Source organism: Streptomyces sp. NPDC028331, assembly GCF_055565775.1.
On record NZ_JBVHTR010000029.1, the window covers coordinates 102142 to 117622 of the forward strand.

A 15481-nucleotide genomic window follows, 5' to 3' on the forward strand; every position below is an offset into this window, starting at 1 on the left:
CCCAGGCCCGGGGGCCCGGGGCATCCCGTTCCCCGCCCGAATTCGGGATCTGTGACGCTTGAACGTTCGGATGCGCTGGTACTCCAGGGCACTCCTGTGGCTGCCGTGCCCCCCGATGGCTGTGATGAAAACTGAAACAGAACAGGGTGGGCATGAGAACTGAACACAGGGTTCGGCGCGGTCGTCGCCGAGCCGGTTTGAAGACGCGCACCTGGGTGGCGGTGGGGGCGGTCGTCGCCGGTGGCGGCGTGGCCGTGGCGACCGTCGCCATGGCCGGGTCGCCGGATCGTGGCGGAGCGCCGGCCGCGCGGGGGCCGATCAAGACGCATGTCCACTCCCTGCCCCTGGCCGGGGCCAGTGCATCGCTCAAAACCCTGGGCGCCCGGTCCACGGGTCCGTTCAGCATGGTGGGCGTCACCTGGAACGGTGCGCACGCCAAACTGCGCGGCACGGTGGAGGTGCGGACCCGTTCGGCCGCCGACGGCCACTGGACTCCGTGGCTGAAGATGCAGCAGCCGGACGACATCCCCGACGCCGCTGAGCTGAACCGTCCCGGTGTGCGGGGCGGGATGTCGCCCATGTGGTCGGGGCCGTCGAACGGGATCCAGGTGCGCGTGACCGGCGCGGGCAAGGCGACCGCGCTGCCCGGCGGGCTGCGGGTGGATCTGGTCGACCCGGGCAAGCCCGCCACCGGCGGGACGCAGGACTCCGGCATGGGCCTGGCCGCGTACGCCATGGACGCGACCGCCACCGACACCGCGACGCCGACGGACAGCGTCGCCCCGACCGACACCGCGACGGCCACAGCGAGCGGCGACGTTTCGGGCACCCCGACCGCGACGGACTCCGCCGCTCCCCCGGACACCCCCAGCGCCAGTGACTCGGCATCCGGCTCGCCGTCCACCGGGACCTCCGCCTCCACCTCGCCGAGCGCCTCCCCGACGTCCTGGCCCAGCCAGCTTCCGTCGCTTTCCCAGGCGTACCCGTCCTGCACGACCTCATCGGCAAGCCCCTCCGCGTCGGCGTCGCCCACCCCGCCGAACCCGATGCCGTCCGCGACCACCTCCACGGTGGCGCCGCCCACCGTGGTCACCCGGGCCGACTGGGGAGCGGACGAGTGCGCGCGGGAGTCGGGTTACCCGACGTACGGCTCGGCGGTGAAGGTGATGTTCGTCCACCACACGGACACCACCAACAACTACTCCTGCGCCGACTCCCCGGCGATCGTGCGCGGCATCTACGCCGAGCACCTCAACCAGGGCTGGCGCGACCTCGGTTACAACTTCCTCGTCGACAAGTGCGGCACCATCTTCGAGGGCCGCTTCGGCGGGATGGCGCTGCCGGTCGTGGGCGCCCAGACGTACGGGTTCAACACCAACAGCATGGGCGTGGCCGCCATCGGCACGTACACCGACCTCAGCGGCGGCGACTCCACGGCCAGCACCTTCCCCGGGGCCACGCCGAGCCAGGCGATGCTGGGCTCCATCGCCCGGATAGCGGCCTGGAAGTTCGGCATGACGGGCGTCAACCCGGGCACCGGTACCGCGTCGCTGCCCGAGGGCGCCTCCGACAGTTACGGCTTCACGCTGGGCAAGAGCTACAGCTTCGACGTCGTCTCCGGGCACCGCAACGGCTTCGCCACCGACTGCCCCGGCAACCAGCTCTACAACGCCCTGAGCACGGTCCGCTCGTACGCGGCGGGCCCGGTGAGTGCGGTCTCCGTCACCGGCATGTCCGGCGGGGCGACCAAGTCCGGGACGAGCTACTACACCAAGGGCGCGGCCACGGTGAGCTGGACGACCGCCACGCCGTCCGCGGTGATCTCCGGCTTCGACGTCCTGGTCGACGGCAAGGCCGTGGCGCACGCCGCCGGCTCCGCCCGCTCCGCTTCGATCTCGGTCGCCTCCGGCAGCCACACCGTCCAGGTCCGCGCCACCCACGTCCGCGGGTCGACCACCCTCTCCGGCTCGGTCACCCTGGTCGGCGACACCACCGCGCCCACCTTCCCGACCGCGCCCGGCGTACAGGTGCGCACCGGCACGGTGTATCCCTCGTCGGTCCCGGTCACGGTGACCTGGAGGGCCGCCGACGACGCGGCGCTCGCCAAGGTCATGGCGACCGCGCCGTCCTCGGCCACCTTCGGCCCGACGGCGACCTCCTGGAACACCTGGGCCAAGCCCGGTACCTCGGACCTGTTCGGCCTGAAGGCGTACGACGTGGCCGGCAACACCGGCGGCGCCACCGTCTACCGGACGCCGAACATCATCCAGGAGACCTCCACCACCCGGACCGGCACCTGGACCCGCAGGAGCAGCTCGAGCTACCTGGGCGGCTACTCCTACAGTTCCTCGTCCGCCGGGGCCTCGATCAGCTGGACCTTCACCGGCCGCTCCGTGGCCTGGATCGTCTCCCGGGCCTCCACTTCGGGCCAGGCGTACGTCTACGTCGACGGCACCAGGGTCACCACGGTGGACCTGAAGTCCTCCACCACCCTCTACCGCCAGGCGATCTGGACCAAGACCTGGTCCAGCTCCGGCAAACACACCCTGAAGATCGTCTTGGTCGGCACCTCGGGCCGCCCGACCGTCACCACCGACGGCATCACCACCATCGGCTGACCCATCGGCCACACCTCACGAAGGAGCCCTCCGCCCGCGGGATGCCCGCGGGGGGAGGGCTTGTTCATCGGCAGGCGTTCGGGGCCCGACCAACGACTGCTGGAGACCAAGACCCGATCAAGGCAATAAAAAAAGACCAGGTCACTGGTTATATGACCTGGCCTTCGCTGGAGCCGCCTTCGGGATTCGAACCCGAGACCTACGCATTACGAGTGCGTTGCTCTGGCCATCTGAGCTAAGGCGGCGCGCTTCCCGCACTATGGTGCGATCAGCAACGTCGGTAAGTCTACACAGTTTCCGGGGGTGCTTTGACCACGCCCCGGAGGCGGCGCCTCCGGGGAGCGTCGCGGCGGTCAGGAGCAGCGCTTGCCCTTGGCCGGCGGGGTACCGCGGAGCAGGTAGGTGTCGATCGTCGCATCCACGCACCCGCTGCCGCGGCCGTATGCCGTGTGGCCGTCGCCGTCGTAGGTGAGGAGCCGGGCGGAGGAGAGCTGGGCGGTGAGGGAGCGTGCCCAGCGGTACGGGGTGGCCGGGTCGCGGGTCGTGCCCACCACCACGATCGGCGCCGCTCCCTCCGCCTGGATGCGGTGCGGCCGCCCGGTCGCGCGCACCGGCCAGTACGCGCAGCTCAGCGAGGCCCAGGCCAGGCCCCGCCCGAACACCGGGGACGCCTTCTCGAACACCGGGAGCGCCTTCTCCACCTCCTCCGGGCCGGAGAACGCGGGCGGCAGGTCCAGGCAGTTCACGGCCGCGTTGGCGAACATCAGGTTCGAGTACCTGCCGTTCGCGTCCCGCTCGTAGTAGCTGTCCGACAGCGCGAGCAGCCCGGCGCCGTCGCGGTGCTTCATCGCCGAGGTCAGCGCCTGGCGCAGTCGCGGCCAGGCGGCCTGGTCGTACATCGCCGCGATCGTCCCGGTGGTCGCCAGTGCCTCGCCGAGCCTGCGCCCGCCCGCGTCGCCCGCCGGGATGGGGGACGCGTCGAGCTTCCCGAAGAACGCCTTGAGCCGCTCGCCGACCTTCGCCGGCGGCGTGCCCGGGCCGCCCAGCGGACAGTCCGGCCGCCGCACGCAGTCCTTGGCGAAGGACTGGAACGCCGTCTCGAACCCCGCCGTCTGCTCCTCGTTGAGCCTGCGCGCGGGCAGGGACGGGTCCATCGCGCCGTCCAGCACCATGCGGCCCACGCGCTTCGGGAAGAGTCCCGCGTACGTCGCACCCAGGAACGTCCCGTAGGACGCTCCCACGTAGTTCAGTCTTCGATCGCCGAGCACCGCGCGCAGGATGTCCATGTCACGGGCCGCCTCGACGGTGGAAACGTGGCGCAGCAGGGCCGCCGAGTGTCGCCCGCAGCCCTCCGCGAAGCGCTTGTAGGCGTCGACCAGGCGCTGTGTCTCCCGCTTGTCGTCGGGGGTGGTGTCGGTTTGCGCGAACGCGTCCATCTCGGGCCCGTCGAGGCATTCGACCGGCTCGCTGCGGGCCACGCCGCGCGGGTCGACGGCGACCATGTCGTAGCGGGCGCGGATCTCGGCCGGGTAGCCGACGCCCGCGTACTGCTCCAGATAGCCGACCGCCGAGCCGCCCGGCCCACCCGGATTCACCAGCAGCGACCCGAGGGGCTTGCCGCGACCGGCGGCCCTCTTGCGGGCCACGGCGAGCCGTACGTCGCCCGCGCCCGGCTCGGCATAGTCGCGCGGGGCCTTCATCGTGGCGCACTCGAAGCCGGGGACGCCGCAGGTGCGCCAGGTCAGCTTCTGCGTGTAGTACGGGGTCAGCGCCGACCGCGTCGCCCGGGGCAGCGCGGCGGGGGCCGCCTGCGCGGTCGCCGTCGTGGAGCTGCCGGTGGAGCAGGCCGAGACGAGCAGCACGGCGGCGAGCAGCGAGCCGCCCGTCCGGGTCACGGGCAGGGGACGACGGGCGCCTCGGGGGCGGCGGAGGGGTTGCAGAAGGGGTTGCAGAAGGCGGGACGGTCCGGGAATGCGCCTGGTGTGCATTCCGTGAGCGTAACCCTGCGCGCCGGAATGATGCCTGAGAGTGATCGGTGCGCCCCGTACGAGTGACATCGGCACAAGGTGCGGTCGATCGATCGACCCCCGGTCACACCCGGGGCAGAGCGAGAAGGCCGCCCCTCACCCCGCTCTCAGCGCCATCGTCATCGCCTCCACCGCCAGCAGCGGCGCCACATTGCGGTCCAGGGCGTCCCGGCACGCGGCGATCGCCTCGATACGGCGCAGCGTGGACTCCGGCGTGCTGCCGCCGGCCAGCCGCTGCAGTGCGTCCTCCGCGTCCGTGTTGGCGAGGGCGACCCGGGAGCCGAGCTGGAGGGCCAGGACGTCCCGGTAGAAGCCCGTGAGGTCGGTGAGGGCCTGGTCCAGGCTGTCGCGCTGGGTGCGCGTCCTGCGGCGCTTCTGCTTGTCCTCCAGCTCCTTGATGACCCCCGCGGTGCCGCGCGGCATCCGGCCGCCCTGCACCGCGCCGAGCGCCGCCTTCAGCTCCTCGGTCTCCTTGGCGTCGATCTCCTCGGCGAGCTGCTTGGAGTCCTCCGTGGCCGCGTCGACCAGCTCCTGGGCGGCTCTGAGGCAGCCTCCGATGTCGTCGAGCCGCAGCGGGAGCTTCAGGACGGCGGCCCGGCGGGCACGGGCCCGCTCGTCCGTGGCCAGCCTGCGGGCGCGGTCGACGTGGCCCTGCGTGGCGCGGGCGGCCGCGACCGCGGCCTCCGGTTCGACGCCGTCGCGCCGCATCAGCAGGTCCGCGACCGCGTCCACGGAAGGCGTGCGCAGGTTCAGGTGGCGGCAGCGGGAGCGGATCGTCGGCAGGACGTCCTCCAGGGACGGCGCGCACAGCAGCCACACCGTGCGGGGGGCGGGCTCCTCCACCGCCTTCAGGACCGCGTTGGCCGACTTCTCGTTCAGCCGCTCGGCGTCCTCGACGAGGATCACCTGCCAGCGGCCGTTCGCCGGCGACGTGAACGACTTGCGGACGGTGTCGCGCATGTCGTCGGCGAGGATCTGCGTGCCCACGGCGGCGACCGTGGTGACGTCCGCGTGCGTGCCGAGCAGGGCGGTGTGGCAGCCGTCGCAGAAGCCGCAGCCGGGTGCCCCGCCGAGCGCGCGGTCGGGGCTCACGCACTGCAGCGCCGCGGCGAACGCCCGCGCCGCCTGCGTACGCCCCGCGCCCGGCGGGCCCGTGAACAGCCAGGCGTGCGTCATCTTGGACGCCTCGGGCGGCGGGGTGTCGGCGGAGGCCGCGGTGACCAGGGCGTCGGCGTCCCGGGCAGCCGCGCCGAGCTGCTCGCACACCTTCTCCTGGCCCACCAGGTCGTCCCACACGCTCACGGGACACCGCCCTTCCGTCGTACTCCGCCCTGCCGCGATCCATTGTGCGGGTCACCACTGACAACGGCCGCGGGCACCGACAGCCGGGGCGGGTCCCGCTCAGCGGCGCCTGCCGCGGCCCCGGCCGTCCCGGCCGTCGTCCCAGTCCTCTTCCTCGCGCGGGCCGAGCAGTTCGTCCGCCAGGGTCGGGAGGTCGTCCAGGGGCGTCTCCTCCGCCCAGTCCGGGCGCGGGCGGCGGGGCCGGCCGTCGGCGTCCACCTGCGGCAGCTCGCGCGTGCGCTCCTCGGCGCCGTCCGGTCGCGGAGCCGGGCGCTCGTCGCGGAAGTAGCCGGGCGGCACCCTGTCCGCCGGATCACCGGCACCCGTGTCCCGTACGGGCGGCAGGACGGCCGTCTCGTCGGCGGCACCCGGCACCACCGGGGGCAGGACCGCCGTCTCGTCGGCCGCTCCCCGCGGCTCGGGCGGCGCCGGCAGCTCCGCCGTGGTCTCCGCGTCGGCCTCCCGCGCCCGCACCGGCGGCAGGACCGCGGTCTCGTCCGCCGGTCCGCCGGATGCGTTCGTCGGCGTCACCAGGGGCGTGGGGACCGTCGTCTCGTTGTCCGGCGACGCGTCCCGCGCGGGCGCACCGGTTCCGGCGGCTCCCGTGGCGGGCGGTGCCGAGGCCGCCGCGGCAGCCGAGGCCGCCGCCTCCGCCGCGGCCCTGCGCGCCTCCTCGGCCCGCAGCAGCGCCTCCTCCGCCTTCCGCTGCTTCTCCAGCCGGCGCTCCTCGGCCTCCGCCCGCAGCCGGGCCTCCTCCTCGGCCTGCCGGCGCCGCCGCTCCTCGTCGGCCCTGCGCCGCGCCTCCTCCTCGGCCCGGGCCTTCTCCTCCGCCAGGAGCCGCGCCTTCTCCTCCTCGGCGCGGCGGCGGGCTTCCTCGGCCCGCAGCCGGGCCTCCTCGGCCTGCCGCTCGGCCTCGCGGCGCTGCGCCTCCTCCAGCTCGCGCCGCTTGCGCTCCTCCTCCTCGGCGCGCAGCTTGGCGAGCTGCTCCTGGCGCTCGCACTCCAGCCGCTCCTCCTCGGCCTTGCGCGCCGCCTCTTCCTCGGCCTTGCGCCGGGCCTCCTCCTCGGCCTTGCGACGCGCTTCCTCCTGCGCCTTCAGCTCGGCCTCGGACAGCGGCAGCATCTGGTCGAGCCGCGCCCGGATCACGGTCGTGACCGCCTCGGGCTCCTGCCCGGCGTCGACGACCAGGTAGCGCGCGGGGTCGGCGGCGGCCAGCGTGAGGAAACCGGACCGTACGCGCGCGTGGAACTCGGCGGGCTCCGACTCCAGCCGGTCCGGCGCCTCCGTGAACCGCTCCCGCGCGGTCTCCGGCGCGACGTCCAGCAGGACCGTGAGGTGCGGCACGAGGCCGTCGGTCGCCCAGCGGTTGATGCGGGCGATCTCGGTCGGGGACAGGTCACGGCCCGCGCCCTGGTAGGCCACGGACGAGTCGATGTACCGGTCGGAGATCACGACGGCGCCGCGCTCCAGGGCCGGACGGACGACCGTGTCCACGTGTTCCGCGCGGTCCGCCGCGTACAGCAGCGCCTCCGCGCGGTGCGACAGGCCGGCGCTGGAGACGTCCAGCAGGATCGACCGCAGCCGCTTGCCGACCGGGGTGGCGCCCGGCTCACGGGTCAGCACGACCTCGTGGCCCTTGGCGCGGATCCACTCGGCGAGCGCCTCGGCCTGGGTGGACTTGCCGGCGCCGTCGCCGCCCTCCAGGGCGATGAAGAATCCGTTCGCCGTGGGGGCGTGCTCCGGGTCGTCGCCGCCGCGCAGGGCGTCGAGCAGGTCCTGCCGCAGCGGCACCCCGGAGCGGTCGTCGACCTTGGCGAGCACCAGCGCGGCCACGGGCAGCAGCAGCGCACCGACCAGCATCAGCGTGAAGGCGGCGCCGCCGTGCGCGAACACGAACCTGCCGTTCTCCATCCGGTGCGGCCCGATGGCGCCGGCCACCAGCGGTGCCACGAGCGCGCACAGCGCGACACACACCCGGACGACCGCGTGCAGGTGCTCGGTCGTCCGCGCCCGGCGGTGCTCCTCGGCCTCCTGGTCGAGGAGCGTGTGCCCGGTGTTCGCGGCCACGCCCGCGCCGGTGCCCGCGAGCAGCGCGATCAGCAGCACGCTGGTGACGTCAGGGTCGAGACCCGCGGCGAGCAGCGCGACGCCGGTGAAGGCGATGGCCAGCGCGAGCAGCCGCCGCCGCGACAGCGACGGCAGCACACGGGGCGCCGTACGGATGCCGACGACCGTGCCGCCGGTCAGCGCGAGGACCAGCAGGCCGTACAGCACCGGGCCGCCGCCCAGGTCCTTGGCGTGCAGCACGCAGACGGCGGCGGCGGCCGCGACCGCCCCGGCGACGGCGGCGCAGGCGAGCACCAGGAGCGGGAGCGCGCCCGTGCGGCCCTTCTCGACGCCCGCGTCGGTGCGGGGGCGGCGCAGGCCCTCCAGCGGCGACCGCGCGCGGGGGGTGCGGGTGCCGGGCAGTTCCAGGGAGGTGGCCACCGACAGGGAGGCGGCGAACAGCCCGGCCGCCACGTACGACGCCAGGGCCGCCTGGTGCTGGGCGAACCAGGTGACGCCCGTGCCCAGCAGGTTGTTCAGCAGCGCCGCCACGACGAGTGCGGCGGCGGCCAGCGGCACCGCTGCGAATCCCGTCCGCAGCGACAGACGGCGCAGGGCGTCCATGTGGTCCGGCAGTGGACGCACCGTCGCGCCCTCCGGCGGCGGCGCGGGCAGCAGGGCGGGCGCCGCGCTCTCCCGGCACACCGTCCAGAAGCGCTCGGCGACGCCGGTGACGAAGGCGGTGACCAGCAGGAGCGCGAGCGCGCTGCCCGGGGTCCAGTCGATCCACAGGGGGGCGACGATCAGCAGGGCGGCCCTCACGCCGTCCGCGCCGACCATCGTCCAGCGGCGGTCGAGCGGCCCCTCCTTTGACGTCAGCGCGTTGAGCGGGCCGAGGAGCACGGCCCCGAAGAGCAGGGTGGACAGAACCCGCGCGCCGAAGACGGTCGCGATCGCGAAGGCCACGCCCCGGTAGCCGCCTCCGAAGGAACCCCCGGCGATGGCGGCCTGGAGGACGAGCAGGATCAGGACGAGCACGGCGAGGGCGTCACCGATGCCGCCCACGAGCTGGGCGCTCCACAGCCGCTTCAGCTGCGGCTGGTGCAGCAGGGCGCGGACGGCGCGCTCGCGGGAATCTGCGACCAGGGCGTCGTCGGGGGCCGTTTGGGGGGCCGTTGGCTGCTCGGCTCGCGTCATGCATTCAGACTATCGGGAGCCGCCGACAGCCCAGGACTGCCACTGGGCATGTACACACGGCCCGACACCGAACTGATGCCGGACCGTGCGGTTTCGCGAAGCGGACGGGGGGAACCGCGGCTTCGGCTCAGTCCTCGGCGGCGTCCTTCGACGCCGCCGTCTTGGCGGCGGCGGTCTTCTTCGCCGTCGTCTTCTTCGCCGCCGTCTTGGTGGCGGTCTTCTTGGCGGCCGTCTTCTTCGCCGCGGTCGACGTCGCCTTCTTGGCCGGCGCCTTCTTGGCGGCGGCCTTCTTCGCCGTCTTCTTCGCGGGCGCCTTGGCCCGCTTCTCCGCGAGCAGCTCGAAGCCGCGTTCCGGGGTGATGGTCTCCACGCTGTCGCCGGAGCGCAGGGTCGCGTTGGTCTCGCCGTCGGTGACGTACGGGCCGAAGCGGCCGTCCTTGACGACCACCGGCTTTCCGCTGACCGGGTCCTCGCCCAGCTCCTTCAGCGGCGGCTTGGCGGCCGCCCGGCCACGCTGCTTGGGCTGGGCGTAGATCGCCTGCGCCTCCTGGAGCGTGATCGTGAAGATCTGGTCCTCGGACTGGAGCGAGCGCGAGTCCGTGCCCTTCTTCAGGTACGGGCCGTAGCGGCCGTTCTGCGCGGTGATCTCCTGCCCGTCGGCGTCGGTGCCGACGACACGCGGCAGGGACATCAGCTTCAGCGCGTCCTCGAGGGTCACCGTGTCCAGGGACATCGACTTGAACAGCGAGGCCGTGCGCGGCTTGACCGCGTTCTTGCCGGTCTTCGGGGTGTCCTCGGGGAGCACCTCGGTGACGTACGGGCCGTAGCGGCCGTCCTTGGCGACGATCGTGTGCCCGGTGGCCGGGTCGGTGCCCAGCTCGAAGTCGCCGCTGGGCTTGGCCAGCAGCTCCTCGGCCAGTTCGACGGTCAGCTCGTCCGGCGCCAGGTCGGCCGGGATGTCGGCGCGCTGGTGCTGCTCGGTGTCCTTCTCGCCGCGCTCGATGTACGGCCCGTAGCGGCCCACACGCAGCACGATGTCGTTGCCCACCGGGAACGACGACACCTCGCGCGCGTCGATCGCGCCCAGGTCGGTCACCAGTTCCTTGAGGCCGCCGAGGTGGTCCCCGTCGCCGTTGCCGGCGTCGGCGGCCGCCCCCTCGACCGGGCCCTCGCCGAAGTAGAACCGCTTCAGCCACGGCACGGCCTGCGCCTCACCGCGTGCGATGCGGTCGAGGTCGTCCTCCATCCTCGCGGTGAAGTCGTAGTCGACGAGCCGCCCGAAGTGCTTCTCGAGGAGGTTCACCACGGCGAAGGACAGGAAGGACGGCACGAGGGCCGTGCCCTTCTTGAACACATAGCCGCGGTCCAGGATCGTGCCGATGATCGACGCGTACGTCGACGGGCGGCCGATCTCGCGCTCCTCCAGCTCCTTGACCAGGCTGGCCTCGGTGTAACGGGCCGGGGGCTTGGTCGCGTGGCCGTCGGCGGTGATCTCCTCGGCGCTGAGCGCGTCGCCCTCGGCGACCTGCGGCAGCCGGCGCTCACGGTCGTCGAGCTCGGCGTTCGGGTCGTCGGCGCCCTCGACGTACGCCTTCAGGAAGCCGTGGAACGTGATCGTCTTGCCGGACGCGCTGAACTCGGCGTCCCGTCCGTCGGAGGCGGTGCCGCCGATCCGGACGGTGACCGAGTTACCGGTCGCGTCCTTCATCTGGGAGGCGACGGTCCGCTTCCAGATCAGCTCGTACAGCTTGAACTGGTCGCCGGTCAGACCCGTCTCCGCCGGGGTGCGGAAACGATCACCCGAAGGCCGGATCGCCTCGTGCGCCTCCTGCGCGTTCTTGACCTTGGCGGCGTACGTGCGCGGCGCCTCGGGCAGGTACTCGGCGCCGTACAGGTGCGTGACCTGGGCGCGGGCGGCCGCGACGGCGGTGTCGCTCAGCGTCGTGGAGTCCGTACGCATGTACGTGATGTAGCCGTTCTCGTACAGCTTCTGCGCGATCTGCATGGTGGCCTTCGCGCCGAAGCCGAGCTTGCGGCTCGCCTCCTGCTGCAGCGTCGTCGTGCGGAACGGGGCGTACGGCGAGCGGCGGTACGGCTTGGACTCGACGGACCGCACCGAGAAGCGGGTGTTCTCCAGGGCGGCGGCCAGCGCGCGGGCGTTCGCCTCGTCGAGGTGCAGGACCTGCTCGCTCTTGAGCCGGCCCACGGAGTCGAAGTCGCGGCCCTGCGCGATGCGCCGTCCGTCGACGCTCTGCAGGCGGGCGACCAGCGACGACGGGTCCGAGGGGTCTCCCGCCCGGCCGGTCGCGAAGGTGCCCGTCAGGTCCCAGTACTCGGCAGAGCGGAACGCCATGCGCTCGCGTTCCCGCTCGACCACGAGACGGGTGGCGACCGACTGGACGCGGCCCGCCGACAGGCGCGGCATGACCTTCTTCCACAGCACCGGCGAGACCTCGTAGCCGTAGAGGCGGTCGAGGATGCGGCGGGTCTCCTGGGCGTCGACGAGCCGCTGGTTCAGCTCGCGCGGATTGCGCACGGCCTGCTGGATCGCGTCCTTGGTGATCTCGTGGAAGACCATCCGCTTGACGGGCACCTTGGGCTTGAGCACCTCCTGGAGGTGCCAGGCGATGGCCTCGCCCTCGCGGTCCTCATCGGTGGCGAGGAAGAGCTCGTCGGATTCGCGCAGCAGCTCCTTGAGCTTCTTGACCTGCGCCTTCTTGTCGGCGTTGACGACGTAGATCGGCTGGAAGTCGTGCTCGACGTCCACGCCGAGGCGGCGCACCTCGCCGGTGTACTTCTCGGGCACCTCCGCGGCGCCGTTCGGAAGGTCGCGGATGTGCCCGACGCTCGCCTCGACGGTGTAGCCCGGGCCGAGATAGCCCTTGATCGTCTTCGCCTTGGCAGGCGACTCGACGATGACGAGTCGGCGGCCGCCCTGTGCGGTCTCGCTGGTCGGGGACAACTTCGCTCTTCTCTCCGGTCGACACTGGGGCCTCCCCAGGCCCTGGTCCCGGGGTGAGGTCGCTTTCTGGTTCGCTTTCGCTGGTGACGCTGCGGAGTGTGACGGTACATCCCGCCCCCGTGTCAAACGGGAAAAGCCCACAACGGCCACTCGAACGGTAACCCGACTACCGGCATTCCTGCCGCCCGGAGTCTCCACCGGCCTTTTCGGGCCTCTCCGGAGGGTGACCCCCCGGTTACTCCCGCCCCGGTCGCCCGGGGGCGGGGAACGGGGATGTCAGAGGCGGGTGAAGCACCACGCGCCGGCCGCGAGCGCGGCCACGGCGGCGAGGCTCGCGAGTGCGGCGGATGCGATGCGGCTCACACCGGCCGCGACCGGCTCACCGCGGTACACCCGTGTCGCGGTCCAGGTCAGCAGACCACCGCCGAACAGGACGAACACCGCGCCCGTGATGATCGCCGGTCCGCTCTCCACGTCGTTCCCTCCCCCGGCTTCGCCCTGCCCGACCCGCACGGCTTCCGGCCGTCCGGCCCGCCGGTCCCGGCCCGCCCGACCTGCATGGTCATCCCGGCCCGGCTCGCCCGAGCCCTTCGCTCCGGGGCGTCCCCTGCTCGGCGGCGTCCCGGCGACGGAGGCTGGCACGCCGGGAAGGCCTGTACGCGAACCTGAGGTGAACGCGCGGCGGACAAGCCACCCCGCACGCCCTGTGCGCCCCTCCGCGCCCCGAACGGCGCCGGGACGGGGTCGGCGGCGGCCGGGGCCGACTCGACGTGAATTCGTGGGTGCCGAAGCTCGCGCGCCGCCCCTCCGTCCGCCGCCCCTCCGTGCCGCCGTGCCGCCGCCCGCGTCAGTGCGCGGGCTCCAGGAACCCCTGTTCGACCAATAGCCGGATCTGTGCGGGCGTGCGGTCGCGCAGCAGCACGGGGTCCTCGCCGACCAGCTGGGCGATGGCGTCCAGAATCCGCCCCGCGCTCAGCGTGCCGTCGCAGACGCCCGCGAAGCCGGCACCGACCGTGTCCACCTTCGTCGCGCGGCGCATCCCGCGGTTCTGACGCAGCACCACGTGCTCCGGGTCCTCGGCGCCGGGCAGCCCGACCTGCTCCTGGACCACCTCGGCGGCGAGCCTGAAGTGCCCGGCGAGCAGCGCCGCGTCGTCGTGCGCCCGCAGGTAGTCGACGCGGTCGAAGTGCGCACGGACCGTGTCTCCGAGCGGTTGTTCGACCGGATGCGGCCATTCCTCGATCGTGATCGAGGGCTCGGCCGCGTCGGTCCTGCGCAGCGCGATCCAGCCGAATCCGATCGCCCGGACCTTGCGCGCTTCGAACTCGTCGAGCCAGGCGTCGTACCGCGCCTGGTACTCGGCCGCCTCGCCGCGGTGGTCCCCGGCGTCCCTGAGCCACAGCTCGGCGTACTGGGTGACGTCCTGCACCTCGCGCTGGACGATCCACGCGTCGCAGCCGCGCGGCACCCACGACCTGAGCCTGTCCTGCCAGTCCTCGCCCTCCACGTGCTGCCAGTTGGCGAGGAACTGCGCGAACCCGCCCTTGTTCAGCCGCTCACCCGACCGCTGGACGAGCGTGCGGCACAGATCGTCCCCGCCCATGCCCCCGTCGCGGTAGGTGAGCCGGGCGCCGGGGGAGATCACAAAGGGCGGGTTCGACACGATCAGGTCGAAGGTCTCGTCGTCCCGGAGCGGCTCGAAGAGCGAACCCTGACGCAGGTCGGCGGCCGGAGCGCCGGACAGGGCGAGCGTGAGCGCGGCGATGTGCAGGGCGCGCGGGTTGACGTCGGTCGCGGTCACGCGTGTGGCGTGCCGAGCGGCGTGCAGCGCCTGGATCCCGGAGCCGGTGCCGAGGTCGAGGGCGGAGTCGACGGGGGTCCGTACGGTGACGCCGGCGAGGGTGGTGGAGGCGCCGCCGACGCCGAGGACGACGCCTTCGTCCCGGCTGCCGATGCCGCCCGCTCCTCCGACGGCGCACCCGAGGTCGGAGACGATGAACCAGTCCTCGCCGCCCGGTCCGCCGTACGGCCGCACGTCCACGGTCGCGGCGACCTCGTCCCCGCCGGTGCGCACCAGCCAGCCGGCCTCCAGGCACGCGTCGAGGGGCAGGACGTCAGCCACGCGTGCGTGGGGCACGGGTTGTTGCAGCAGGAACAGCCGTACGAGCGTCTCCAGCGGCGTGTCCCCGCGCGTGGCCCGGAGTGCGGGCACGGTCTCGCTCCGCGCGAGCGCCGCGTACGCGGGCGCTCCGAGCAGGTCGAGCAGCCCGTCGGCGGTGAAGGAGGCGCCGAGCAGGGCCTCCCTCAGCCGTGCGGCGACATCGGTGCGGTCCGGGGTGGGCAGGGTGCGACGGGGGGTACTCACGTCCCCCATTGTGGCGTGCGGACGGACTCAGCCCGCGGTCGCCGGGGCCGTGGCGGCCGTCGATGCCGTGGCGGCCGCCTTCTTGCAGCTCGCCTGCTCGGCTATCGCCTTCTTGACGTCGCCCTGTTCGAGGTTCTTCAGTGCCGCGGTCCCGCTCTGGTTCTGCTTCTCCAGCTCCGTCATCTGGGCCGCGATGTCGTGCAGCCCGGTGGCGAACTTGCCCTGGTCCTTCGTGTCGAGCGCGTCGACCTTCTTCTTCAGGTCGGCGTAGGACGCGGAGAGGTTGTTGAGGGTCTTGACGGCGTCCTGCTGCCGCTTGGCACCGCCGTCGACGCCGGGGGGCGCTCCGGCGTTGTTCAGGGCGGTCGCGAGCGCCTTGTAGCCGTCGGACATGTCCTGGAAGGCCTGGGAGTCGGTCTTCTGGATGGTCGCCGGCGGGTTCGTGGTGTCCGAGGCCGCCTTCGTGATCGCGTCGTTGGCGGCCTTGATCTTCGCGTTCTGCGCCGGCACGGCGTCGCAGACCTGCTTGGCCCAGGAGCCCAGCTTGTCGTCGGTCTGGCTCTTGCCACCGCTGGTGCAAGCCGACAGCGCCAGAACCAGCACCGCACCGCCGGACACCGTGGCCGCGAGCTTCTTGTTCACCGGATTGGTCCCTTCCATGGCTCTCTCGGCCCCGGAACATACACGCCGACCGAGCGGCACCCACATGCGGAATGTCTCTTATGAGCGTCGATGAAGCGTTTTGCACCAAGCGAGAGAAGGCTCACGGGCAGAACCCCCCACACGGACAAGGGCGGGCGTACGGCACTCTCGAAGAGTGCCGTACGCCCGCCCGAGTGTCCCTCTTCTCCCAGGAGCGGAGGTGGAGGCCGTGTGACCGCTCTCCAAAAACACCACAGGGGCGGCGGGATTTGCACACCCCCCC

8 protein-coding genes and 1 tRNA gene are annotated in these 15481 nt (G+C 72.8%); 1 reads left to right on the forward strand and 8 read right to left on the reverse strand.

The features are described 5' to 3' along the window. Positions 1-197: 197 nt before the first annotated feature. Positions 198-2618 (forward strand): N-acetylmuramoyl-L-alanine amidase, encoded by a 2421-nt coding sequence (locus ACZ4SW_RS32240; protein ID WP_468252425.1) that lies wholly within the window; start codon positions 198-200, stop codon positions 2616-2618. Between the two features lie 168 nt (positions 2619-2786). On the opposite strand, the gene ACZ4SW_RS32245 is transcribed toward ACZ4SW_RS32240, so the two are convergent. From ACZ4SW_RS32245 to ACZ4SW_RS32280, 8 genes are all read right to left on the reverse strand, one after another. Continuing rightward, a tRNA-Thr gene (locus ACZ4SW_RS32245) sits at positions 2787-2863 on the reverse strand. A 108-nt stretch (positions 2864-2971) separates the two neighbouring features. After that, on the reverse strand, positions 2972-4606 hold the full coding sequence (locus ACZ4SW_RS32250) for an alpha/beta hydrolase (protein WP_468252426.1): 1635 nt from the start codon (positions 4604-4606) through the stop codon (positions 2972-2974). Positions 4607-4741: 135 nt separating this feature from the next. Beyond that, positions 4742-5947, reverse strand: coding sequence for a DNA polymerase III subunit delta' (locus tag ACZ4SW_RS32255; protein WP_468252427.1), 1206 nt, complete (start codon positions 5945-5947; stop codon positions 4742-4744). Positions 5948-6046: 99 nt separating this feature from the next. Next, the gene (gene tmk, locus ACZ4SW_RS32260; protein ID WP_468252429.1) at positions 6047-9229 is read right to left on the reverse strand and encodes a dTMP kinase; all 3183 of its coding nucleotides are present in this window, start codon (positions 9227-9229) and stop codon (positions 6047-6049) included. A gap of 127 nt (positions 9230-9356) precedes the next feature. Next, the gene (gene topA, locus ACZ4SW_RS32265) at positions 9357-12191 is read right to left on the reverse strand and encodes a type I DNA topoisomerase (RefSeq protein WP_468252430.1); all 2835 of its coding nucleotides are present in this window, start codon (positions 12189-12191) and stop codon (positions 9357-9359) included. Between the two features lie 276 nt (positions 12192-12467). Further along, positions 12468-12665 (reverse strand): hypothetical protein, encoded by a 198-nt coding sequence (locus tag ACZ4SW_RS32270; RefSeq protein WP_468252431.1) that lies wholly within the window; start codon positions 12663-12665, stop codon positions 12468-12470. Positions 12666-13038: 373 nt separating this feature from the next. Further along, a complete protein-coding gene (locus tag ACZ4SW_RS32275; protein WP_468252433.1) occupies positions 13039-14556 on the reverse strand; it encodes a DUF7059 domain-containing protein in 1518 nt (505 codons plus the stop codon). 27 nt (positions 14557-14583) lie between these two features. Beyond that, the gene (locus ACZ4SW_RS32280) at positions 14584-15216 is read right to left on the reverse strand and encodes a small secreted protein (RefSeq protein ID WP_468252434.1); all 633 of its coding nucleotides are present in this window, start codon (positions 15214-15216) and stop codon (positions 14584-14586) included. Positions 15217-15481: the final 265 nt, after the last annotated feature.

Bases quoted from the DNA above. Each gene is read 5' to 3' on its own strand.
- ACZ4SW_RS32250 (WP_468252426.1), bottom strand. From the start codon at position 4,606: ATGCACACCAGGCGCATTCCCGGACCGTCCCGCCTTCTGCAACCCCTT.
- tmk (WP_468252429.1), bottom strand. From the start codon at position 9,229: ATGACGCGAGCCGAGCAGCCAACGGCCCCCCAAACGGCCCCCGACGAC.
- ACZ4SW_RS32280 (WP_468252434.1), bottom strand. From the start codon at position 15,216: ATGGAAGGGACCAATCCGGTGAACAAGAAGCTCGCGGCCACGGTGTCC.